22 protein-coding genes are annotated in these 21,647 nt (G+C 55.9%); 5 read left to right on the forward strand and 17 right to left on the reverse strand.

Annotation, left to right across the window (positions count from 1 at the left end):
- Positions 1 to 131: 131 nt before the first annotated feature.
- From AC2FF7_RS06665 to AC2FF7_RS06675, 3 genes are all read right to left on the reverse strand, one after another.
- Entirely contained in the window at positions 132 to 887 is a 756-nt protein-coding gene (locus AC2FF7_RS06665) for a helix-turn-helix transcriptional regulator (protein ID WP_170751221.1), read from the reverse strand.
- A complete protein-coding gene (gene aroQ, locus AC2FF7_RS06670) occupies positions 884 to 1,333 on the reverse strand; it encodes a type II 3-dehydroquinate dehydratase (protein ID WP_480865538.1) in 450 nt (149 codons plus the stop codon). Before aroQ ends, AC2FF7_RS06665 begins: the two co-directional genes overlap by 4 nt.
- A gap of 124 nt (positions 1,334 to 1,457) precedes the next feature.
- Positions 1,458 to 2,453, reverse strand: coding sequence for an NADPH:quinone oxidoreductase family protein (locus AC2FF7_RS06675; RefSeq protein WP_480865537.1), 996 nt, complete (start codon positions 2,451 to 2,453; stop codon positions 1,458 to 1,460).
- A 138-nt stretch (positions 2,454 to 2,591) separates the two neighbouring features.
- Here AC2FF7_RS06675 and AC2FF7_RS06680 point away from each other — a divergent pair, with 138 nt between their 5' ends.
- Both AC2FF7_RS06680 and AC2FF7_RS06685 read left to right on the forward strand, forming a co-directional pair.
- The gene (locus tag AC2FF7_RS06680; protein ID WP_480865535.1) at positions 2,592 to 3,410 is read left to right on the forward strand and encodes an SDR family oxidoreductase; all 819 of its coding nucleotides are present in this window, start codon (positions 2,592 to 2,594) and stop codon (positions 3,408 to 3,410) included.
- Positions 3,411 to 3,432: 22 nt separating this feature from the next.
- Positions 3,433 to 4,461, forward strand: a complete 1,029-nt coding sequence (locus tag AC2FF7_RS06685; protein ID WP_480865534.1) for a phosphotransferase — start codon at positions 3,433 to 3,435, stop codon at positions 4,459 to 4,461.
- Between the two features lie 19 nt (positions 4,462 to 4,480).
- Here AC2FF7_RS06685 and AC2FF7_RS06690 read toward each other — a convergent pair whose 3' ends face one another.
- The gene (locus AC2FF7_RS06690; RefSeq protein ID WP_480865532.1) at positions 4,481 to 5,086 is read right to left on the reverse strand and encodes a 2-hydroxychromene-2-carboxylate isomerase; all 606 of its coding nucleotides are present in this window, start codon (positions 5,084 to 5,086) and stop codon (positions 4,481 to 4,483) included.
- 178 nt (positions 5,087 to 5,264) lie between these two features.
- Between AC2FF7_RS06690 and AC2FF7_RS06695 the strand changes: the two genes are divergently transcribed.
- Positions 5,265 to 6,494: a serine hydrolase domain-containing protein gene (locus tag AC2FF7_RS06695; RefSeq protein ID WP_496905402.1), complete on the forward strand. Its 1,230-nt coding sequence runs from the start codon at positions 5,265 to 5,267 to the stop codon at positions 6,492 to 6,494.
- A gap of 49 nt (positions 6,495 to 6,543) precedes the next feature.
- Positions 6,544 to 7,413 (forward strand): acyl-CoA thioesterase, encoded by an 870-nt coding sequence (locus tag AC2FF7_RS06700; RefSeq protein ID WP_480865529.1) that lies wholly within the window; start codon positions 6,544 to 6,546, stop codon positions 7,411 to 7,413.
- Here AC2FF7_RS06700 and AC2FF7_RS06705 read toward each other — a convergent pair.
- From AC2FF7_RS06705 to AC2FF7_RS06760, 12 genes are all read right to left on the reverse strand, one after another.
- Entirely contained in the window at positions 7,410 to 8,177 is a 768-nt protein-coding gene (locus AC2FF7_RS06705) for an SDR family oxidoreductase (protein WP_496905403.1), read from the reverse strand. The two genes, AC2FF7_RS06700 and AC2FF7_RS06705, sit on opposite strands and share 4 nt — an antisense overlap.
- A 111-nt stretch (positions 8,178 to 8,288) precedes the next feature.
- Positions 8,289 to 9,518, reverse strand: coding sequence for an acyl-CoA dehydrogenase (locus AC2FF7_RS06710; RefSeq protein ID WP_480865527.1), 1,230 nt, complete (start codon positions 9,516 to 9,518; stop codon positions 8,289 to 8,291).
- Between the two features lie 110 nt (positions 9,519 to 9,628).
- Positions 9,629 to 10,318, reverse strand: a complete 690-nt coding sequence (gene phoB / locus AC2FF7_RS06715) for a phosphate regulon transcriptional regulator PhoB (protein ID WP_170354175.1) — start codon at positions 10,316 to 10,318, stop codon at positions 9,629 to 9,631.
- A 3-nt stretch (positions 10,319 to 10,321) separates the two neighbouring features.
- Positions 10,322 to 11,032, reverse strand: a complete 711-nt coding sequence (phoU, locus tag AC2FF7_RS06720; RefSeq protein WP_170354174.1) for a phosphate signaling complex protein PhoU — start codon at positions 11,030 to 11,032, stop codon at positions 10,322 to 10,324.
- A gap of 16 nt (positions 11,033 to 11,048) precedes the next feature.
- Positions 11,049 to 11,846, reverse strand: coding sequence for a phosphate ABC transporter ATP-binding protein PstB (gene pstB, locus AC2FF7_RS06725; protein ID WP_170354173.1), 798 nt, complete (start codon positions 11,844 to 11,846; stop codon positions 11,049 to 11,051).
- A gap of 10 nt (positions 11,847 to 11,856) precedes the next feature.
- On the reverse strand, positions 11,857 to 13,218 hold the full coding sequence (pstA, locus tag AC2FF7_RS06730; RefSeq protein ID WP_480865525.1) for a phosphate ABC transporter permease PstA: 1,362 nt from the start codon (positions 13,216 to 13,218) through the stop codon (positions 11,857 to 11,859).
- The gene (pstC, locus tag AC2FF7_RS06735) at positions 13,215 to 14,687 is read right to left on the reverse strand and encodes a phosphate ABC transporter permease subunit PstC (RefSeq protein WP_170751198.1); all 1,473 of its coding nucleotides are present in this window, start codon (positions 14,685 to 14,687) and stop codon (positions 13,215 to 13,217) included. The genes pstA and pstC overlap by 4 nt, the downstream gene beginning before the upstream one ends.
- Positions 14,688 to 14,768: 81 nt before the next feature.
- On the reverse strand, positions 14,769 to 15,809 hold the full coding sequence (locus AC2FF7_RS06740; RefSeq protein WP_170354170.1) for a substrate-binding domain-containing protein: 1,041 nt from the start codon (positions 15,807 to 15,809) through the stop codon (positions 14,769 to 14,771).
- Between the two features lie 197 nt (positions 15,810 to 16,006).
- Complete coding sequence (locus tag AC2FF7_RS06745) at positions 16,007 to 17,053, reverse strand: PAS domain-containing sensor histidine kinase (protein ID WP_496905404.1); 1,047 nt, start codon at positions 17,051 to 17,053, stop codon at positions 16,007 to 16,009.
- Between the two features lie 22 nt (positions 17,054 to 17,075).
- Positions 17,076 to 17,597, reverse strand: coding sequence for a gamma carbonic anhydrase family protein (locus AC2FF7_RS06750; protein ID WP_209197112.1), 522 nt, complete (start codon positions 17,595 to 17,597; stop codon positions 17,076 to 17,078).
- Complete coding sequence (gene gmk, locus AC2FF7_RS06755) at positions 17,594 to 18,235, reverse strand: guanylate kinase (RefSeq protein ID WP_170354167.1); 642 nt, start codon at positions 18,233 to 18,235, stop codon at positions 17,594 to 17,596. The genes AC2FF7_RS06750 and gmk overlap by 4 nt, the downstream gene beginning before the upstream one ends.
- 15 nt (positions 18,236 to 18,250) lie before the next feature.
- Positions 18,251 to 19,129 (reverse strand): YicC/YloC family endoribonuclease, encoded by an 879-nt coding sequence (locus AC2FF7_RS06760; RefSeq protein ID WP_480865519.1) that lies wholly within the window; start codon positions 19,127 to 19,129, stop codon positions 18,251 to 18,253.
- Positions 19,130 to 19,438: 309 nt separating this feature from the next.
- Here AC2FF7_RS06760 and AC2FF7_RS06765 point away from each other — a divergent pair, with 309 nt between their 5' ends.
- Positions 19,439 to 20,059: a PAS domain-containing protein gene (locus tag AC2FF7_RS06765; RefSeq protein WP_496905405.1), complete on the forward strand. Its 621-nt coding sequence runs from the start codon at positions 19,439 to 19,441 to the stop codon at positions 20,057 to 20,059.
- 217 nt (positions 20,060 to 20,276) lie between these two features.
- Here the strand turns inward: AC2FF7_RS06765 and AC2FF7_RS06770 are convergent, their stop codons facing one another.
- Entirely contained in the window at positions 20,277 to 21,647 is a 1,371-nt protein-coding gene (locus AC2FF7_RS06770; protein WP_353389721.1) for a class II 3-deoxy-7-phosphoheptulonate synthase, read from the reverse strand.

Genomic DNA, 21,647 nt, shown 5'->3' on the forward strand with positions numbered 1-21,647 from the left:
AACCAAATGTTCCCAGGCTAAAGCCACCACTCACGGAACGATCTCATTTTGCAACTGTAGACCCGGATTCGGAAAGTCATGTTTTCCTTACCTAAGGTAAGTTGATGCAAATTAGCGTCAAATTCCTGGTGTTATGCCTCTATTTTGAACATCTGATTCTGCAATGACGCCTTCAGTACAGCCTGAGCGGTGGTTTCAACCGACAGCGATTCTCGGGCTAGCCTCAAATGCTTTTCGACTGTCGCTGCGGTTAGGCCCATCAACAGGGCGATATCTTGCGTGGTCTTACCATCCCCAACCCATTCCAGCGCTTCACGTTGGCGATTGGTCAACGCTCGATTCGGAGCATTGTAGGGCAGCGTAAGAATTTTCAGATGCGCCACGTTATTCATGAGAAGAATGTCATCGCCATGTTCAGCCCAGATCGCATCGACTTCTTGTTGTGACCGGCCGCCAGAGGCAGAAAGCGAGATCGCACCTTTCGATCTAAAAGAAACCGAGTTGAAGCTGACCGTATAGCCGGCAACGACCCCCAACGACCGATTGAACTCGACCACTTTCCGTTCTTGCGGCGATAGGGTGCCATCCAAAAGCATGTCCTGCGTCATTTGCCAGCTTGCAGCGCCTTCGTTCTCAAGCGCCCATTTCAACATAGGGGCATTGAAATAAAGCCCATCTCGCAGGAACCCATCCAAGTAGTCCTTGCCATGGTTCGTCAGGATCGTGAAGTCCTCGGGGTCACCCAGGGAAGTTTCCGTTTTGTAGCGCGTAAAGCCGTATAGCAGGCGATCAAACCCATATCCGGCCATCTGACGGCAATGGGCATCCCAAAGCTCCTCAAGCGATTTGACATAGCTGAGAAAGTGCAAATAGGCGTCCAGCTTCATGCGCCAACCTCGCCGTCCAGATAGCCCACCAGTGCGTCCAGTGCCAATACGTAGCTTCGCGTTCCAAAGCCGCAAATCTGACCCAACGCAACCTTCGAGATATAGGATTTGTGTCGGAATTGCTCTCGCGCATGAATGTTTGACAGATGAACCTCAACCACCGGCAGGTCGACAGAAGAAATCGCGTCCATCAGAGCAATAGAAGTATGCGTATAAGCTCCAGCGTTCAGAATAATTCCGTTCTGGACACCTTTCGCTGCATGGATCGCGTCGATCAATTCGCCCTCATGATTTGACTGCAAGGTTGAAACGTCAATTCCTATTTTTTTTCCATGGTTAAAGCACAATTCCTCAACCATTTTTAAAGTGGCGCTACCATAAACCTCGGGCTGGCGCGTCCCCAGCAAATTCAAGTTTGGGCCGTTCAAAATCAGAGCTTTGTGCATCGTCTCACTGTTCCCATTTATGAGTTTCTTAAACACGAAGGGGTGCCCGAGTCTACTGCCCGCGCACTTATCGCGCGAGCAGGTGTGTTTCTAAACAACGTAGACCGCCTCTGATGTGGAAGTTTCAGGGCATCGACACGACGACTTTACCCAGCACGGACCGATCTGCCAGCTTCACCAGCGCGTCTTGCGCTTGTTCTAGTGGGAAAGTGGCGCTGATTTGCGGTTTGATCTTGCCTTCGCCATACAACCTGAACAAATCGTTGATGTTTTGCGTGTGACCCGCTGGATCCCGGAACACGGATGCTCCCCAGAAAACACCGACAATTTGGCACCCTTTGAGAAGCGGTAGGTTGAGGGGTATCTTGGGAATTCCGGCGGGAAACCCGACTACAAGGTATCGACCATTCCACGCCATACTGCGCAGTGCAGGTTCGGCATAGTCGCCTCCGACCGCGTCATAGACCACGTCCACACCCAAAGGTCCGGCCATTGCCTTGATTTCACCCGAAAAGGCTTTCTGCGCATCGCGGTCCATCTGATGGTCGTAGACGATCACCTCATCTGCACCAATCTTACGGCAGAATTCGGCTTTTTCTTGCGAAGATACAGCCGCAATCACCCGCGCACCCTGTGCCTTTGACAATTCAATCGCAGCTGTCCCAACGCCGCCCGCTGCGCCCAAGACCAAAACAGTTTCGTCTGCCCGCAGGTGCGCCCGGTCTTTCAATGCATGGTAAGAGGTGCCGTAGGTAAATATGAAACAAGCCGCATCCTCGAACGGCATCGATCGCGGAAACTTAACCGCTGTCGACGCCTTGATCGTCATATGAGTTGCGAATCCCCCATGGCCGGTCAAAGCAAGAACACGGTCCCCGACCTCGTAACCCGCGACATCCTCACCAATGGCCAGAACTTCGCCCGCAATCTCACCACCGGGTGCAAAGGGTCTGGGGGGCTTGATCTGGTACAGGTCTCGGATCATCAGAGTGTCGGGGTAATTGACCCCAGCGGCCTTAACACCAATCAGCAACTCGCCTTTTCCCGGTTCCGGATCGGGCAGGGTGGTGAGTTCCAAAGTTTCCGGTCCACCCGGGGCGACGCTGAGTAAAGCTTGCATGTTGGCCCTATTGTCCTTGTTATTGATTCAGGAGGAAGTTTGGCGCAGCAGCGGGTGTTGTCAAGAAACCGACGAGGTGCAACCCTCGGTCGATCAACAGCATGCGATTGCGCCAAATAAATGATCGAGGAGCACACTATGACGCCCGAAGCCCTATTTTCCTTGCATGGAAAGACAGCATTTGTGACCGGGGGCGCCACCGGAATTGGACGCATGGCTGCAGAGGCATTGGTTCGGGCCGGTGCGCGGGTTCTGATTGCGTCGCGCAAGGCTGACGCGTGTGAAGCCGTCGCCGCGGAACTAAACGCTCTGGACGCGCCGGGAACCGCCGAAGGGTTCGGTGGAGACGTTGGGACAAAGGAGGGCATCGAAGCGTTGGCGTCCGAGGTTCAAAAGCGGACGGACCGACTTGATATCCTTATGAATAATGCCGGTGTATCTTGGGGTGCGCCGATGGGACAATTTCCCTATGAGGCATGGGACAAAGTCATGTCGGTCAACGTTGCGGGTATCTTTGATCTGACCCAAAAACTGTTGCCAATTTTGATGAAGTCCGGAACCCCCGAGGACCCGGCCCGCGTGGTCAATGTGGGCTCGGTGATGGGTGAGGTACCAATGGGCGATGGCGCATACAGCTATTCGGCTTCGAAAGCGGCTGTATTGCATCTGACCAAGATCATGGCAAAGGAACTGTCTCCGTATCACGTGACCGTCAACGCGCTGGCTCCTGGTCCTTTTGTGTCGCGGATGACCGCCTTTGCAACGGCCGACACAGATACACGGGACAGGGTGGGTAAATCGGTTCCACTGGGCCGCGTCGGCAGCGAAGACGATATCGCAGGATGCATGCTGTTCCTGTGCGGCCGGGGCGGGAGTTATGTAACGGGCGCGGTCATTCCTGTCTCTGGTGGGATCAATGTTGTGACCGCCGGAAACATTTTCGCCGAAGCGCTTTAAGATCGCATTGGAGGGAGCTGAAATGGCGAATAGTTCGACATTGGACCTTGATGCCGTTGACCGGTATCTCAGCGCACATTTGGAAGGGTATCAAGGCCCTCTGCAAGCCACCAAGTTCGATGTCGGGCAATCCAATCCCACCTTCGAATTGCGCACGCCTGCGAAGACTTATGTGCTGCGCCATAAACCGCCCGGTACGTTGCTGAAATCCGCGCATGCTGTCGATCGCGAGTTTCGTGTTCAACGCGCGTTGGCAAACACCAACGTCCCGGTTCCCGAGATGTACCTGCTGTGCGAAGACGACGGCGTTATTGGTTCAGAATTCTACGTGATGGAACGTCTTCAGGGGCGGGGTTTTCTCGAGCCCACCATGGACGGCGAAAGCAATGAAACCCGAACAGGGGTTTTCGCCGAAATGAACCGTGTGCTGGCCGAACTGCACATGGTCGATATCGACGCGGTCGGCCTGTCTGACTACGGGCCTCCTGGAAACTACTTTGAACGGCAGATAGCGCGGTGGACCAAGCAGTACCGAGCCTCGGAAACCGACCGGATCGATGAGATGGACAGGCTGATTGCCTCTCTTGAAACGTCGTTGCCTGCGGATGACGGGCAACGGACATTGGTTCATGGCGACTACAGGATCGACAACATGTTGTTCGAGCGTGACGGAACGCGTTGTATAGGTGTTCTTGATTGGGAGCTATCGACAATCGGACATCCTTACGCAGACCTGGCCGCTGTCATCATGCAGTGGCAAATGCCGCCCGGAAAAGAAGGCCGCGGATTGGCAGGATTAGATCGAGAAAGCCTTGGTATCCCTTCGGACCATCAGTTTATCGCAGAGTACTGTGAGCGCCGAGGGCTTCCGGCCATCGACAATTTTGGGTTTTATCTTGCTTTCAACTTCTTCCGCATGGCCGGTATTTTGCAGGGCGTTTACAAACGTGCTCTAGACGGTAATGCCTCTGATCCAAAACGTGCTATGAAATTAGGATCTTATGTTCCGATGTTCGCGCAATATGGATTGATGGCGATGAAGGCATCCTAACGATTTTCAAATGCTGGCCCTATGCAAGTTCCAGTTCGAGGTTCCCCAAACTGTTCTTGCCGAAAAACATCTCGGGCCCGCTGAAGAGGGTCGGCACCCCGAACACTCCGCGCCTGACAGCAGCTTTGGTTTGATCCTTCAGCTGCTGTTTCACATCCGGACTGCTGATGGCTTCGCGTAGTTTGCGGACAGGCAAGTCGTTCTCTTGCAGGATTTCGGTTAGTACATTGATCTCATCAACTTTTTGCCCATGCACCCAAATTGCATCAAAAACAGATTTTATGTATCTGTCTTCCCACGATTTTCCAGAGGCATAGATCGCGCCGCGCATGGCGAATTTTGTATTGATTGGAAAATGTGGACTCATGTGAAAGCTCAGGCCGCGGCGCCTGGCAAAACGATGCAGGTCATGCGTCAGATATGCTGTTTTTTGTCTGTTTTCGGAATAAGCTTGAAACGGGCCCTGATTGTTGGTGGCCTTGAATATTGTGCTTAGCAAAACCGGGACGTTGGTCACTGAAACATCGTGGCGGTTCGCCAGTTCAGGAAGAACCTTGTGTGCCAGATAGGCATTTGGACTGCAAAAGTCGTAAACGAATTCTATGGTTTGTGTCACTTTTCTCACTCCCGACCGGTAATCGTTGAAAAAGCACTCACCACAAAAACGAATCTGTTGTGTGACGAGCTTACCATCTCGCCGCAGTATTCAGCCCAGTCTAAATGGGTTTGCTTGAATTTCTCTGTTCATTTTGGGCGTCCTTGCGCAGTGTAAGGCACGTGTATTTCAGGAGACCTAGCCCCCTATGATTTGTGCGCCTAGCTTTGACGCTGATCGATTGGATCGTATCCGGATCTGGATGCAGCGCTACGTTGATGACCGGAAATATGCCGGTAGCTCGTTTCTCTTGCGCCAAGGGCAAGACGAGGTTCTGTTCCGTGCTGCCGGACACCGCAGCAAAGAACATAACCTGCCATTCGAAAGAGATACGATCGCTCGCATTTATTCGATGACAAAACCCGTTACATCGGTCGCTGTTATGATGTTGGTTGAACAAGGGTTGATCCACTTAGATGCGCAAGTATCAGACTTTATTACCGAATTTCGGAATGTTCAGGCGCTGATCCCCGGTGCCGAACGTCTGGATCAAACCGAGGATACGCAACCCCCGACACTGCACCATCTTTTGACCCATACCAGCGGTCTAAGCTATCCGTTCAACCCTGGTGTCCTTCCCGCAGCGATGAACGAGATGGATCTCATCTTTTCAGCCGACCAAGGCCTCATTAAGGACCGGGTACGTGAATTGGCGACGCTGCCGCTCGCGTTTCACCCGGGCTCCCGTTGGGAATATTCAGTCGGGATAGACGTTTTGGGCCGCGTCGTCGAAATCGTATCTGGCCAACCGCTGGACAAGTTCTTCCAGGCTCAAATATTCGACCCGTTGGGAATGACCGAGACGGGATTCAAGGTTCCCAAAGGGGCAGGGGACAGGTTTGCGTCGCTCTACACACCTCTTTCCGGCGACGCCATGGCGCTGAACGCCGCCAAAGAAAGCACGGATACTCTGCGACTGGTGGACGAACCGGGCGCATCGCCGTTTGAACGAACCACCACCTTCTCGGGCGGAGGAGGTCTGGTCGGAACGATTGACGATTACGCAAAATTTGCGGACATGCTCAGAAACCGAGGCAGCCTGAACGGGCAGCGTCTGCTGGGGCCAAAAACTGTAGACTTCATGATGGTCAATCACTTACCGGGTGACATTGCATCGATGGGTCCACAGAGTTTCGCCGAACAGCCGATGGAGGGAACCGGGTTCGGTCTGGGCGGAGCAGTAGTTATGAACCCTGGCCGCACACGCACTCCGGGCTCGGTCGGAGATTTCAGTTGGGGTGGTATGGCCTCGACATTCTTCTGGTTGGATCGGCGCAATGACCTCACTGCCGTGTTCTTTACTCAGCTTTCGCCATCCAGCTCTTATCCGTCACGCGCTGAGCTCAAGGCGCTTGTCCTAGGGGCAATGATTGATTGATCGGAACAGCGCTGATACCTGTCTCACACGACCCTAACGGAGAGCTGTCATGACCGAAGCCGAACGCGTTCTGCTGGACCTGTTGAATGTCGAAAGGCTGGAGGTTGACTTGTATCGCGGCACCGGTTCCGGCGGTGAAACGCCTAAACGGATCTTTGGCGGGCAGGTCGTATCGCAGGCCCTTGCCGCAGCGTACAGGACCGTCGATGATCGGCTATGCCATTCGCTTCATGCCTATTTCATAAGACCGGGCGATCCAAGCATTCCCGTGATTTATCAAGTGGATCGCGCCCGAGATGGAGGTTCGTTCACAACCCGCCGCGTGGTTGCCATACAGCATGGCAAACAGATTCTGAACATGTCTGCTTCGTTCCATATTGTTGATGAAGGTTGGGATCATCACCACCCAATGCCCACGATGGAGGCGCCTGAAAGTTATCCAGCGCGCACTGATCTGAGGAACAAGTATGTCGATCTTGTTCCTGAAAAACTGCAGGGTGAGTTATTGCGAGAGCGTCCGATCGAAGTTCGTGAGGCAAGCCATTTAAATCCTTTTGCGCCGGAAAAGTCCGACGATCGAAATCAGGTATGGTTTCGGATGAATGCCGCAGCACAAGCAGATCAAATCACTCAACAACTCCTTCTGACTTATGCGTCGGATATGTATCTGATGAGCTCGGGGATGCGCCCCCATGGGTTAAGCTGGTTCACCGGCGAAGTGAATGGTGCCAGTCTGGACCACGCGCTTTGGTTCCATGCACCTGTTCATTTTGAGAACTGGCATCTCTATGCGATGGATTCGCCTTGGACCGGGCGAGGGCGCAACTTCAACCGCGGATCAATCTATTCTCTAGATGGCACACTGGTCGCTTCGGTTGCGCAAGAAGGTTTGATGCGCAAAGCCAAGAGGACAGTTTAGTTATTCTCGATAAATACTTGGTTTAACTTCCGCATTCCGCCAAGCCAGCGCTCATAGTCCCCGGCTTTGTGTCGGATGTAGTCCAACACCTGAGGATGCGGAAGGATCAGAAATTGCTCGGCCTCTATGCCTTTGACGCACGCATCAGCAACGTCCTCCGGCTCAAGCATGCCATCGATTGAGGCTACCGAGGTCTCATGACCTTTGGTCATATCGGATCGGACGGCCTGAGGACATAAGACAGACACGCGGATTCCTTTGTGACCATATGTCAAAGACAGCCATTCGGCGAAACCAACGGCGGCGTGTTTGGTGACGCCGTATGGTGCTGCGCCGGGCTGATTCAACAATCCGGCTGCAGACGCAGTCGTAAGGATGTAGCCGCCGCCACGCAACACCATGCGCGGCACCAGATGGCGCGCGGTCCAAACATGAGACATGACATTGATCTTCCAGATCCTGTCCCAGTCCTCGTCGGGGACATCCAGACCTCCTAACGTCAAAATACCGGCATTCGCGCAGAAAAGATCAATGGGTCCAATGTCTTCTTCGACGGTATTGATTAAGTCTCTGACGCTGGCTTCACTGGATACGTCGCAGTGAAATGCGTGGCCACCAATCTCATTTGCAATGTCCGCAGCACCGGCGTGATCGAGATCCGAGCAAACAACTGTCGCACCTTCGGCAGCAAATCGACGGGCGAGACCTTCGCCGATACCTCCGGCTGCACCTGTTATAACGACGGTTTTGTCATTCAATTTCATAAATCACTCCAGAGCCACGGGTTCAATTCGTGATCCTATGGTATTGGTAAAGAATGGAAAGTTGCATTTCATTCCATGCTCTAAATTACCATAATACCAATTACGCGACAATTAGTAGAAGGCTTGTAGGCCCGTTTGTGCGCGCCCAAGGATCAACGCGTGGACGTCATGGGTGCCTTCATAAGTGTTTACGGTTTCGAGGTTCACCATATGCCGGATCACTTGGAATTCGAGCGATATTCCGTTGCCGCCATGCATGTCCCGCGCCAACCGTGCGATGTCCAAAGCTTTACCGCAGTTGTTGCGCTTGACGAGCGAGATCATTTCAGGCGCAGCTTCGGCTTGGTCCATAAGACGCCCGACCCGCAGACTGCCTTGAAGCCCAAGCGCAATTTCAGTTTGCATGTCGGCCAGTTTGCGCTGGAACAATTGTGTCTGGGCCAAAGGTTTGTCGAATTGCTTGCGATCCAACCCATATTGACGCGCAGCGTGCCAGCAGCATTCAGCAGCCCCCATCACACCCCAGCTGATGCCATAGCGTGCGCGATTCAGGCAACCAAACGGACCTTTTAGGCCCTGAACATGCGGCAACAGTGCTGTCTCATCCACCTCAACGCCGTCCAGAACGATTTCTCCGGTGATCGAGGCGCGTAGACTTAGTTTGTTCTGTATCTTCGGCGCGCTCAGACCCTTCAGCCCCTTGTCCAGGACAAATCCACGGATTTTCCCATCATGGGCGTCGGACTTGGCCCAGACTACGAAAACATCCGCAATGGGCGCGTTCGATATCCACATTTTGCTGCCGGTCAAACGGTAGCCACCATCAATTTTCTCGGCGCGGGTCTTCATACCGGCCGGATCCGAACCCGCATCAGGTTCGGTCAGGCCAAAACAGCCGATCCATTCGCCGCTGGCCAGTTTCGGAAGGTATTTGCGGCGCTGCTCTTCGCTGCCATAGGCATAGATCGGGTACATAACCAGCGAGCTTTGGACAGACATCATGGAACGATAACCCGAGTCGACACGCTCGACCTCGCGCGCAACAAGGCCGTATGAGACGTACCCGCCCCCTAGCCCGCCGTATTCCTCGGGGATCGTCGTTCCCAGCAGGCCCATCTGGCCCATTTCGCGGAAGATTTCAGGGTCTGTTTCTTCATTCTGAAACGCCTCGGTGACGCGTGGTTGCAGCTTTTCCTGCGCGTAGGCCCGCGCGCTGGCCTCGATCATGCGTTCATCTTCTGTAAGCTGATCTGTCAGCCGGAACGGATCGTCCCAAGCAAACCGGCCCATGTCCGGAGCATCCTTGGCGCGCAGGGTCGGTTTGGTATCGGGGGCATTCATGGTCCATCTCCGCTCTGTCAGGTTTGACGCAACCTAGCTTTACCGACAGGTAAAAGACAGAAAGAGTTTGGCAATACCTTATGAGAAAAACTCATAAGGTAACATGCGCCCTACCCCAACGCGTAACCTGCGCCGCGAACAGTTCTGACCGGGTCTGCACCGCCATGCTGAGTCAAAGCCTTTCGCAGGCGACCGATATGCACGTCCACGGTGCGTGTATCGACATAGATGTCGCGTCCCCACACCCGGTCGAGCAGTTGTTCGCGGCTCCAGACACGGCCGGGTTTTTCCATGAACGTGCTCAGTAGCCGGAACTCGGTTGGGCCAAGTTTCAGCGGCTTGCTGTTGCGACTGACTTTATGCGTTTCCGAGTCCAGGATGATATCGTCAAACTCTAGCCGAATGCCAACAGTCGCCGGGCGCACACGGCGTAATTGCGTGCGCACACGGGCCATCAGTTCGACCACCGAGTACGGCTTGACCACATAGTCATCCGCACCGGTTTCCAGGCCACGAACCTTGTCGACCTCTTCCGTGCGGGCCGACAACATGATGATCGGAATTGAACGCGTGTCAGGGCGCGATTTGAGGCGGCGGCAGACTTCGATCCCGCTCAGGTTGGGCATCATCCAGTCCAACACGATGATATCCGGGCTGTCTTCATCCACCAGCAGCATGGCTTCGTCACCGCTGGCGGCCTTGGAGACGCGGAACCCTTCTGCCTCGAGGTTATAGGCCAGCACTTCACGCTGTGCCGGCTCATCCTCAACGACCAGAACTGTAGGCTGATCTGCAGACATGGATCAGATCTCCTGCGGGATTTGGGACGTCGTGTCCGCCTTTGGGCGGGCCTCGGTCGGGCGTTCGCCGGTCACCAGATAGACAACCTGCTCCGCGATCGCGGTGACATGGTCACCCATGCGTTCGATGTTCTTTGCGATGAAATGCAGGTGCATACAGGACGAGATGTTGCGCGGGTCTTCCGCCATGAATGTCAGAAATTCCCGGAATAACCCGTTATACATCTGGTCCACTTCTTCGTCGCGGTTAATGACGTCGGTCGCCAGTTCCGCGTCGCGCTGGATATAAGCGTCCAAAGCGTCGCGAAGCATCCGCTCGACTTCGCGCGCCATGCGGCGCAGGGCGGCGGCGCTGCCGTTGATCTCGCCCGCATTGACCAGAACCGTCGTCCGTTTGGCGATATTCTTGGAATAATCACCGATGCGCTCAAGGTTACCGGACACTTTCAAGACAGAAAGGACCAAACGCAAGTCGCTCGCAGTCGGCGCTCGCAGCGCGATCAGACGCGCGGTTTCCTCGTCAATCAACTCTTCCAACGCGTCGATAGCCTTGTCGCCCTGCCGGACTTCTTGGGCCAATTCTTCGTCTCTGGTCTCCAGTGATCTCGCGGCGCTCATGATGGCGGCCTCGACCAGCCCGCCCATCTTCATGATATGAGCCTGAATCGCCTCGAGGTCGCGGTCGAATGCGGATGCAATATGTTGTTCGCTCATGGTCTGATACCTGTCCTCAGCCGATCCGGCCGGTGATATAGCTTTCGGTGCGGGGATCTTCGGGGTTGGTGAAGATTTGCCCCGTCTCGCCGAACTCGACGAGGTTGCCGAGGTGGAAGAATGCGGTTTTCTGGCTGACCCGCGCGGCCTGCTGCATCGAGTGGGTCACGATCACCACCGAATAGCGCGAACGCAGTTCGTCGATCAGTTCTTCGACTTGCGCGGTTGCAATCGGGTCCAGGGCCGAGCACGGCTCGTCCATCAGCAGAACCTCAGGCTCGGTCGCGACGGCGCGGGCAATACATAGGCGCTGCTGCTGACCGCCTGACAGGCCGGTTCCGGGGGCGTCTAGACGATCCTTGACCTCATCCCAGATCGCACCACGACGCAGGGATTTCTCAACGATCTCATCCAGTTCCGCCTTGTTCTTGGCAAGGCCGTGGATGCGGGGGCCATAGGCCACGTTGTCATAGATCGACTTGGGGAACGGGTTCGGCTTCTGGAACACCATGCCCACCTTGGCGCGCAGCTGCACCGGGTCGACGCGCTTGTCATAGATATCCTCGCCATCCAGCAGGATATCGCCTTCGACCCGGCAGATGTCGATCGTGTCGTTCATCCGGTTCAGACAGCGCAGGAAGGTGGACTTGCCGCAACCCGACGGACCGATAAAGGCGGTCACGGTCTTGTCTTCGATCTGAACATCCACGTCCTTGATGGCGTGGGTGTCGCCGTAATAGACCTGAACCTTGTTCGCGGCGATTTTAATGGCTTTGGAGTCCACGGCTCTCTCCACTCGTGTCATGTCGTTCATAATAAGCCCCTTACCAGCGGCGTTCAAAGCGGCGGCGCAGAATGACCGCGATGGTGTTCATTGTCACAAGGAAGATCAACAGGATGATGATGCCCCCCCATGCGCGTTCGTAAAAGGCCGGGTCGGCGCGTTTGGACCATTCGTAGATCTGCGCCGGCATGGCCGAGTTCGGAGACAGGAAGCCCGCCACCAGCCCGTCGGGCGGGTTCGAGGCGATAAAGCCCACCATCCCGATCAGAAGCAGCGGCGCGGTTTCGCCAAGCGCCTGCGCCAGACCGATAATGGTCCCGGTCAGGATACCGGGCGCGGCCAGTGGCAGAACATGGTGGAACACCGCCTGCATTTTCGAGGCCCCTACCCCAAGCGCTGCATCCCGGATAGACGGCGGAACCGCCTTGAGCGACGCACGGGTCGAGATGATGATCGTTGGCAACGTCATCAGCGTCAGCACCAAACCGCCAACCAGCGGCGCCGAGGTCGGCAGGTGCATGTAGTTGATGAAGACAGCCAGACCCAGAATACCGAACACGATCGAAGGCACAGCGGCCAGGTTCGAGATGTTGACCTCGATGATATCTGTCAGCCGGTTCTGCGGCGCAAACTCCTCAAGATAGATCGAGGCGGCCACCCCAATCGGCAAAGCCAGCGCCAACACAACGAACATCATGAACAGCGATCCCAGCATCGACACACCGATCCCCGCGGCCTCGGGCCGTTGGTCAGAGGCATCAGAGCCGAAGATGAAATCTGGATTGAACGCTTTGTACAAAACACCCGCGTCCCGCAGTTGATCGACGAAATCCAGCTGGGCCACCGTGATACTCTTGTCATTGGCGATGGACTCGCGGGTCACACGGCCCTTCATGTAGCCATCGACGCGGCTGTTGACCAGAAAGCGGAAGCTGACGGTTTTGCCGATCTCATCAGGGTTTGCGATCACATAGTTCCGCAGCTCGGCCTGCGCTGCTTTGGACAAGATGCCGCCCATTTCTTTGGGGGTCAGGTCGGTCTGGATGCCCAGGTTTTGCACCTCAGCTTCCACAGCAGCCGCGATCAGCGGCGCGTAACCAAAGGTCGAGACCTTCTTGATATCCTCGATATTGCGGTTGCCCTTCTTGTCCAGCTTGTCTTCTTTCAGCTCGACATTCAGCTCAAGGAAAGACTGCTGGAACGCTCCGGTGCCCGCGGTCACAATGTTTGTAACCAGCACGATCAGCATCAGCAGGCCGATACCGATGGCAGCAATCCCATACATCTTAAACCGGGATTCAGCCGCATTGCGTTTTTTGGTACGGGCATCCTTTTCGAACAGCGATCCATGTTTGGAAGGTGCCGCAGGTGCTGAGCCGGGGGTTTGGGAAATATCGGTCATTCGTACTGCTCCCGGTATTTGCGCACGATGTAGAGGGCGAAGATGTTCAGCCCAAGCGTGATGATGAACAAGGTCAGACCCAGCGCGAACGCCACCAACGTTTCGGGGCTGGCAAAGTCGGTATCGCCGGTCAGCTGGCTGACGATCCGGGTTGTGATCGTGGTCATCGCCTCGAACGGGTTGCCCGAGAATTTGGCGATTGCACCGGCGGCCATCACAACGATCATCGTCTCACCGATAGCGCGGCTGGCGGCCAGCAGGATCGCACCCACGATCCCCGGCAGTGCGGCCGGCAGAACCACCTGACGGACGGTTTCAGAATGCGTCGCGCCAAGGCCTAACGAACCGTCGCGCATCGACTGGGGTACAGCGTTGATAATGTCATCGGACAGCGATGACACGAACGGGATCAGCATGATGCCCATCACCAGACCCGCCGTCAGAACCGCGTTGGAACTGGCCATCCAGCCCACTCCGAATGCACCGCCTTCGCCGAACATTGACACTAACGCGGGGCCAACCGTCAGCAGGGCAAACAGACCGTAAACGATGGTTGGAATACCGGCGAGGATCTCCAGTAGCGGTTTGGCAATCGAGCGGGTTGCTCCCGATGCATATTCGGACAGGTAGATCGCTGCGAACAGGCCGATTGGCACAGCCACCAGAAGCGCAATCAATGAGATATAAAGCGTGCCCCACAACAGCGGTAGGATTGATAGTTCCGAGCCCCCTCGGAAGTTCGGGGCCCAGGTACTGCCGAAGAAGAAATCCTTCCACGAATGCAGCTGGAAGAAGTTCATCGTCTCGAACAGCATCGACAGAACGATGCCCACGGTCGTCAGGATCGCGATGGATGCAGCCAACAGCAGCAGCGCCAGAACACCCTGTTCTACCACGTTACGCGCGCGGAATTCCTTGTGGGTACGGATATAGGCAAAGGCCGCGCCCAACAGTGCGACCGCGAGCACGATCACCTGCATTGCCACCGAACCGGTTCCGGTCATGCTGCGATAGGTTTGTGCAGCAACCAGAATGGGTTGCGTGATATCCTGCGTCAGCACCTGCCCTGCGTCTTTCAGCGTCTGGGTCAGCTGCGCGATGTCTGCATTTGCGTCTTGAGCCTGCGCCTGCGTCAAGGCACCGGCGGCCACCGCGCCCTCAAGACCATCCGCCACCCTGCGGACTTCGCTCATGATCAGGCCCCGGTCGGACCCTTCGGGGATCGCGCTGTCGGGGATCATGCCCGTCACTGTGCTGTTCACGAAAACAGGTTGCGCCAGCAACCAGACAATCAGTACCCCGATGGCAGGGACCAGCGCCGTCAGCGCGACATTATAGCCATAGTAGGACGGCAGTGAGTGCAGATCACGCGCATCCCCTCCGGCACTTGCCAAAGCACGGGACCGGCCCGTGAAAAATCCGATCACTGCCAGTGCAAGCAGGATGATCAACAGCCAGGATAATGCCATGGGAACTCCGTGGGGATGGCAGTGGTGGAGTCAAAAAGAACCGGGGCGCGCGAAACGCCCCGGTTCTACAGTGTTAAAGGCTTAGGAGCCGCCGCCCAGAACTGTTTCGTTCGCAACAGCTTCCTGAACTTTTACCAGCTCGGGATCCGAAACCAGACCGTATTCGGCCAGCGGGCCGTCGGGGCCAGCGATCTCGTCTGCGACGAAGAACTCAGCATACTCTTTCAGGCCAGGGATCACGCCGATATGGGCTTTCTTGACGTAGAAGAACAGCGGACGCGACACAGGGTATTCGCCGGTTGCGATCGACTCGGTCGAAGGCACGATGCCGGACATGGTCGCAACCTGAAGCTTGTCGGTATTGTTCTCGTAGAACGCCAGACCAAAGACGCCGATGCCGTCTTTGTTGCTGTCGATACGTGCCAGAGTTTCAGTGTAGTCGCCGTCAATGTCGACCGACACGCCGTCGGTGCGGATCGCGATGCACTGTTTTTCGGCTGCTTTCTTGTCGTCGCCGGCTGCTGCCTTGAACACTTCGAAATCGCCCAGGTGCTCACAACCTGCCAGGATGACCTTGTCTTCGAACACTTCACGGGTGCCGTGCTTGGTGCCCGGGATGAAGGTTGCGATCGGCTGCGCCGGGAAGTCCGGGTTCACGTCGGCCCAGGTCTTGTTGGGGTTGTCGACAACTTCACCATCTACGACGATTTTGGCTGCCAGCGCTTTGTACCAGTCTTCCGGCGTGAACTCGAAAGAGTTGCCGTTGATGTCGGATGCGAAAACGATGCCGTCATAACCGATCTGAACTTCGATGATGTCGGTTACGCCGTTTTCGGCGCAGGCTTTGATCTCTTTTTCGCGGATGGCGCGTGATGCGTTGGCCACGTCGATGGTGTTTTCGCCAACACCTTCGCAGAAGCGCTTGAGGCCAGCCGAGGAACCGCCCGATTCAACAACCGGTGTCGGGAAATCAAAGTTTTCACCGAAGGCTTCGGCAACGATCGAGGCGTAAGGCAGAACGGTCGAGGAACCGGCAACCTGAACTTGATCACGTGCAGCAGCAGTAGTGGCCGAAACGGCAGCAATCGCCAGAGCAGAAGCCGACAGTTTTACAAAGGACATCTCAGTCTCCTTGAGAAAGATAACAAATGATCACCCCCATGATGATCTTGGGCGAACCCCTAGAAGCCGCGCGTAAGCCTTTTGTGACAAGTTTGTAACGGTTTTATGACAACTGAATTTGTTTCAACGTGACCCAGCGTAAATGTAAAGAAAGCAGACAACCTGGTCAGACTTTCAGGGGTATCATGACCTTGATGTCATCGGGGCAGAATGACTGTAAAAACAGAGCCTTTACCCAAGTCGCTTTCGACCCTAAGCCGCCCGCGGTGGCGATTCACGATGTGTTTCACAATCGCCAGCCCCAGCCCTGTTCCACCAAGTTGCCGCGACCTGTGACTGTCCGCGCGATAGAATCGTTCTGTCAGGCGCGGCAGGTGAACGGGATCAATGCCCGGCCCTTTGTCTATCACCTGAACCCGCACCGCGGGTCCCCGCATCGCCGTATCCCGGTCCGAGGCCGTTGCATGAACGTCTACACGCCCACCACTGCCGCCATACTTTATTCCGTTTTCAATCAGGTTGGTAAAAACCTGCCGTAATTGATCGCTGTCACCAACTATCGACACAGGCCCGTGCGTTTCGCTGAGAACCAGCTCGACGCCCGCGTCCTCTGCTAGGGGGCGCAAGGAATTGATAATGGATTGCAACAGCCCGATCAGTTCCAACTGCTCTTTCGGGCGCACCCGTTCTTCACTTTCCACGCGGTTCAGTGAAAGTAAGTCGTCGACCAGACGGTTCATACGGCTGGCCTCGTCGGTCATGATCTGCAGAAACCTGTCCCGGGCGGCGACATCATCGCGTGCGGGTCCGCGTAGCGTTTCGATGAACCCCATCAAAGCCGTTAGCGGCGTGCGCAGCTCGTGGCTGACATTGGCGACAAAGTCTCGTCGCATCTGGCTGGCCTGTTCCAGATGTGTCACGTCCTGAAACGTCGCCAGAACCGCCCCGCCCGAGACGGCCCCCACCCCGTTCATATACCGGCATTCAACTTCGAAGGTTGTATCCTGCGCCCCGTCATTTGCCAGATGTCGGGTTCTGGTGGTGCCTTTCGAACGCAAGCTCTGTTCCATCGCGTCGATGACCTGCGGTTGCCTCAAGATCGTCGCGAAGTGGCGCGTCTCGATGTTTTTGCCCAACATCGTAGTGGCGTCCGTGTTCGCAGCAATGATCCGCTTGGTCTGATCAACCAGCAAAGCAGGCATGGGAATGGCCGACACGAATTCGGCAAGAAGGTTTTCGGACATGGACGTCAACTCTTGCAGGCACTCAGACCGGTTTCATGGTGTCCCGGAATTTGCGCATATTGCTTTGGTAGTGCAACGCACTGAGCGTCAGTTTCTGCGCGGCCGCGTCATCCAACTGACGAATGACCTTACCCGGCGATCCCATGACTAACGAGTTGTCGGGGATTTCCTTACCTTCAGTGATCAGGGCTCCGGCTCCGATCAGGCAGTTCTTGCCGATTTTGGCCCCGTTCAAAACAATGGCTCCCATTCCGATCAAGGAGTTTTCGCCAATCGAACAGCCGTGCAGCATGACCTTGTGACCAATCGTACAGTTCTTGCCAATGGTCAGCGGAAAACCCGGGTCGACATGCATGACGCAGTTTTCCTGAACGTTACTGCCCTCGCCTACACGGATTTCCTCGTGATCGGCACGCAGTGTGCTGCAAAACCAAACCGAGGCCCCCTCTTCCAACACCACTTTCCCGATCAGATTTGCGTCAGGTGCGACCCACGTATCCTGATGAAGCTGCGGTGCGTGATCCCCCAAGGCGTAGATGGTCATGATTGTTCCTCAAATTCATTTTGCAGGTTGCGAACGTGGTTCTGAAGGCTGGGTTGCTGGATGCGGCGCATCCGCTCGGCGCTGACGATGGTTTTCAGCTTTTCCTCAGTTGAGTCTAAATCATCATTTACCAATACGTAGTCGTAATAGCCCCAGTGGCTGATCTCGTCCCAGCTTTTCAACATCCGTTTTGAAATCACGTCGTCGCTGTCCTGCCCGCGCGTCTCAAGTCGGCGGCGCAGTTCCGGGATCGAGGGCGGAAGAATGAATATTGAAAGCGCGTGCTTGCCCAAATCCGAGTTTCGGATCTGTACTTCGCCCTGCCAGTCTACGTCGAACAGAACATCCTTGCCGGATTCGATCGACTCACGCACCGGACCGGCGGGTGATCCATAGAAATTGCCAAAGACATGCGCGTGTTCCAGCATTTGTCCGTCGGCAACCTGCTGTTTGAACGCATCCTCCGAAAGGAAATAATACTCGCGGCCGTGTTCCTCGCCGGGTCGTGGTGCGCGAGTGGTGGCCGATACCGAGAATTTCAGGTCCGAATCCCATTGCATCAACCTTTTGGCCAGCGTCGATTTCCCTGCCCCTGAAGGCGAGGACAGAATGATGAGAAGGCCGCGTCGATCCGCCATTTGGGGCTCCTGTCGTTATTCCACGTTCTGCACTTGCTCGCGCATCTGATCTATTACGGCCTTCAACTCAAGCCCCACCGACGTCAGATCAGCGCTTTGCGCTTTAGAACACAATGTATTGGCCTCACGGTTGAACTCTTGCATCAGGAAATCCAGCTTGCGCCCGACCGCGACATCCTGCGCCAATAGGTCCCGAGCTGCACTTACATGGGCCTTCAGGCGGTCGATCTCTTCGGTGATGTCGGCTTTGACAGCGAGTAACGCCAGTTCTTGCGCAACCCGGTCAGGTTCGACCCCCTGCGCGTTGTCCAGAACCCGCGAAAGGTTTTCGCGCAGGGCCTCTGCCATTTTGTCTTTGCGCTGTTCGGCAAGATCTGCGGCCTGGTCGGTCAAACTGGCAACTTGGTCCAGCTGTCCACCCAAGACCCGAAACAATGCCTGACCTTCGCTTTCCCGCATTTGGATGAAATCGCTCAGGACGTCCTTAAACTCGACCACCAGGTGCGCGACAAGAGGCGCGGGGTCGTCAATATCACTGCCTGCATCCAACATACCTTTGAGCGATAACAACTCGGCCGCTGAAGATGGGGCAAGTGTCACACCACGTGCCGACGCCAATTGCTGAGTTCGCATTAAAGCATCCAGCACCGCAGACATTGCGGTTTCGTTCAGCATTAGATCAGGTGCGGTTTCGTCTTTAGACAGTCGCAGAGAAAGGGTTACGTTTCCCCGGCTCAACGATTTTGACAGCTCTGCCCGTAAGGCGGCTTCAAGTCCGCTTAGCCAGTCCGGCATCCGCAATCGCAGATCAAGACCCTTGCCGTTGACGCTGCGCAGTTCCCACGTCCAGCTATGCGGGCCCAACGCGCCTTTACCCGATGCAAATGCGGTCATGGATCTGATCATGCCGGTTCCTTCTGTTTACGCCTGCGTTTGCCTGCCTGGCGCACCTAATGGCATTGGCCGCTTCAGAGCAAGAGTTTGCTGAGTTTGACGGCAAAGCCGACAAGTTAACCATTCATTAAAGAATTAGTCCAAAATTGACTCAACCCGTGTCAATTTGATCACCGTCAGGACTGGTCAGTCAGTGATGCCCCCGGTATCTGGCATTTTATGAAAATCGTGGTCGATTGATGCTAGGGTGATGAAATGCAAACCTTTTTCGGGAACGGATCCGGGTCAAGTTTTGGAAGGATCGTCGCTATGGATCGATTCGACAGTGGGCGCAGCCTGTCGCCCATCCGGCAGGCCGAGGCATATTGGACAGCGCTGCTGACCGGCGACAGTGTTCCTATGCGCGCGCAAATCGACCCGCGTGGGCTTGAGAGCATACTGGAATATACCTTTATCCTTGAACGCATCGCGCCCGGCTTGGCACGTTTCCGACTGGCGGGCAGTCATCTGAACAAACTTGCGGGTATGGAGGTGCGTGGAATGCCTCTGACTGCGTTCTTCGAAGCAGAAGCGCGTGAACAGGTCACCGATACACTGGAACAGGTGTTTGGCGGCCCTGCGATTGCCGAGCTGGGTCTGATGTCGACCGGAGCGCTGGGTCGTCTTCGGCTGGAGGCGCGGATGATACTCTTGCCGCTGAGAAGCGATCTCGGCGACATCAGCCGGGTGTTAGGCGTTATGGTCAGCGACGGCCCAACAGGCCCCACACCACGTCGGTTTGGCGTGCGCGATCGCAAGCTCCGCCCTGTGTCCGAAGTTCAGGCCCCCAGCAAGCGTCCAGCGCCGGAACCGGCAGGTTTTGCGGAAGACACCGCAGAATTCAGCCGTCCCGGTTCGCATTTACGATTGGTCGTTTCGCGTGACGACTAACGGAGTTGGCGTCTGGTCCGAGTTGGCGCCTTCGGAAAAAGGAAGTTGGAGGATCTGACCGGTTTTCCAGTAGCGCCCGACCTTGCGTTGGGGCGCTCTGTCCATACGCAACAGCGTGCGAGGATCGGATATTGGTTCAAGGTTCTGCAAATAATGCGTCAAACAACAAAAGTCATTTGACGCCTTGCTTTCATTCGTTTGGAATATCCGCGCCCCGTTAACCGGCTTCGCGTTTGGTCCGATTGCGCCGCAATGACGTAAGCTCTTCCGCGACAAGGAATGCCAGTTCAAGCGACTGCGACGCATTCAGGCGTGGATCGCAAGCAGTATGGTAACGATCCGAGAGATCCTCTTCCGTAACGGCGCGAATACCTCCGGTACATTCGGTGACGTCCAGACCAGTCATCTCGAAATGCACGCCACCGGGGATCGTGCCTTCCGCCTGATGGACGCCAAAGAAGTCGCGCACCTCGCGAAGGACCGAATCGAACGGACGGGTCTTGTATCCCGTGGCCGACTTGATCGTGTTGCCATGCATCGGGTCGCAGACCCAAGTGACCTGGGCGCCCTCTTCCTTGACCGCTTTGACCAGACGCGGCAGATGCTCACCCGCTTTACCGGCACCGAAGCGTGCGATCAGGGTCAGGCGGCCCTCTTCATTTTCGGGGTTCAGTTTGGCCATCAAAACCTTGAGGTCTTCGGCGGTCGTGGTCGGACCGCATTTCAGACCGATCGGGTTCTGTACGCCCCTGCAGAATTCCACATGCGCACCGTCGGGCTGACGGGTACGGTCGCCAATCCAGATCATGTGACCCGAGCCGGCCAGCCAGTTGCCGGATGTCGAATCCAGACGGGTCAGCGCCTCTTCGTATTCCAGCAGCAGCCCTTCGTGGCTGGTGTAGAACTCGACAGTCGAGAATTCATGCGTGGTATCGGCATTGATCCCGGCAGCATCCATGAAGTCGATGGAATCCTGAATGCGGTCTGCGATTTCCGAGTATTTCTGAACGTCCTGATCGTCGGTAAAGCCCAGCGTCCAGGAATGGACGCGGCTCATATCGGCGAAACCACCGGTCGAAAATGCCCGTAACAGGTTCAACGTGGCCGCCGCCTGAGTGTAGGCTTGCAGCATTTTGGATGGATTCGGAATACGGGCTTCGGGCGTAAAGGCCAACTCGTTGATGATGTCACCACGGTAGCTGGGCAGCTCCACGCCATCAATCACCTCGGTCGGCGCGCTGCGCGGTTTGGCGAATTGACCCGCCATGCGGCCCACTTTGACCACTGGCACCTTGGCGCCATAGGTCAGAACCATGGCCATCTGCAGCATTACTTTGAAGGTGTCACGGATCGCATCCGCGCTGAATTGTTCAAAGCTTTCAGCACAATCCCCGCCCTGCAGCAGGAATGCCTCGCCGCGGCCAGCGGCACCCAGTTGCTGTTTTAGACGTCGCGCCTCGCCCGCAAAAACCAGCGGGGGATACTGTGCAAGCTGGGCCTCGACCTTGGCCAGCGCGGCCGCGTCGGTATAGTCTGGCATCTGAACCCGGGGCTTGTTGCGCCAGTTCGATTTTTGCCACTCGGTCAT

The sequence above is a fragment of the Ruegeria sp. YTSC325 genome (assembly GCF_059609525.1).

What these genes read in the sequence shown, in the direction of transcription:
- AC2FF7_RS06770 (WP_353389721.1), bottom strand. Translation starts at nt 21,647, where the DNA reads ATGACCGAGTGGCAAAAATCGAACTGGCGCAACAAGCCCCGGGTTCAG.
- AC2FF7_RS06685 (WP_480865534.1), top strand. Translation starts at nt 3,433, where the DNA reads ATGGCGAATAGTTCGACATTGGACCTTGATGCCGTTGACCGGTATCTC.
- pstC (WP_170751198.1), bottom strand. Translation starts at nt 14,687, where the DNA reads ATGGCATTATCCTGGCTGTTGATCATCCTGCTTGCACTGGCAGTGATC.
- AC2FF7_RS06740 (WP_170354170.1), bottom strand. Translation starts at nt 15,809, where the DNA reads ATGTCCTTTGTAAAACTGTCGGCTTCTGCTCTGGCGATTGCTGCCGTT.
- AC2FF7_RS06675 (WP_480865537.1), bottom strand. Translation starts at nt 2,453, where the DNA reads ATGCAAGCTTTACTCAGCGTCGCCCCGGGTGGACCGGAAACTTTGGAA.
- pstB (WP_170354173.1), bottom strand. Translation starts at nt 11,846, where the DNA reads ATGAACGACATGACACGAGTGGAGAGAGCCGTGGACTCCAAAGCCATT.
- AC2FF7_RS06695 (WP_496905402.1), top strand. Translation starts at nt 5,265, where the DNA reads ATGATTTGTGCGCCTAGCTTTGACGCTGATCGATTGGATCGTATCCGG.
- AC2FF7_RS06710 (WP_480865527.1), bottom strand. Translation starts at nt 9,518, where the DNA reads ATGAATGCCCCCGATACCAAACCGACCCTGCGCGCCAAGGATGCTCCG.
- AC2FF7_RS06680 (WP_480865535.1), top strand. Translation starts at nt 2,592, where the DNA reads ATGACGCCCGAAGCCCTATTTTCCTTGCATGGAAAGACAGCATTTGTG.
- AC2FF7_RS06700 (WP_480865529.1), top strand. Translation starts at nt 6,544, where the DNA reads ATGACCGAAGCCGAACGCGTTCTGCTGGACCTGTTGAATGTCGAAAGG.
- aroQ (WP_480865538.1), bottom strand. Translation starts at nt 1,333, where the DNA reads ATGCACAAAGCTCTGATTTTGAACGGCCCAAACTTGAATTTGCTGGGG.
- AC2FF7_RS06665 (WP_170751221.1), bottom strand. Translation starts at nt 887, where the DNA reads ATGAAGCTGGACGCCTATTTGCACTTTCTCAGCTATGTCAAATCGCTT.
- AC2FF7_RS06765 (WP_496905405.1), top strand. Translation starts at nt 19,439, where the DNA reads ATGGATCGATTCGACAGTGGGCGCAGCCTGTCGCCCATCCGGCAGGCC.
- gmk (WP_170354167.1), bottom strand. Translation starts at nt 18,235, where the DNA reads ATGGCGGATCGACGCGGCCTTCTCATCATTCTGTCCTCGCCTTCAGGG.
- AC2FF7_RS06705 (WP_496905403.1), bottom strand. Translation starts at nt 8,177, where the DNA reads ATGAAATTGAATGACAAAACCGTCGTTATAACAGGTGCAGCCGGAGGT.
- AC2FF7_RS06760 (WP_480865519.1), bottom strand. Translation starts at nt 19,129, where the DNA reads ATGACCGCATTTGCATCGGGTAAAGGCGCGTTGGGCCCGCATAGCTGG.
- phoB (WP_170354175.1), bottom strand. Translation starts at nt 10,318, where the DNA reads ATGTCTGCAGATCAGCCTACAGTTCTGGTCGTTGAGGATGAGCCGGCA.
- phoU (WP_170354174.1), bottom strand. Translation starts at nt 11,032, where the DNA reads ATGAGCGAACAACATATTGCATCCGCATTCGACCGCGACCTCGAGGCG.
- pstA (WP_480865525.1), bottom strand. Translation starts at nt 13,218, where the DNA reads ATGACCGATATTTCCCAAACCCCCGGCTCAGCACCTGCGGCACCTTCC.
- AC2FF7_RS06745 (WP_496905404.1), bottom strand. Translation starts at nt 17,053, where the DNA reads ATGTCCGAAAACCTTCTTGCCGAATTCGTGTCGGCCATTCCCATGCCT.
- AC2FF7_RS06750 (WP_209197112.1), bottom strand. Translation starts at nt 17,597, where the DNA reads ATGACCATCTACGCCTTGGGGGATCACGCACCGCAGCTTCATCAGGAT.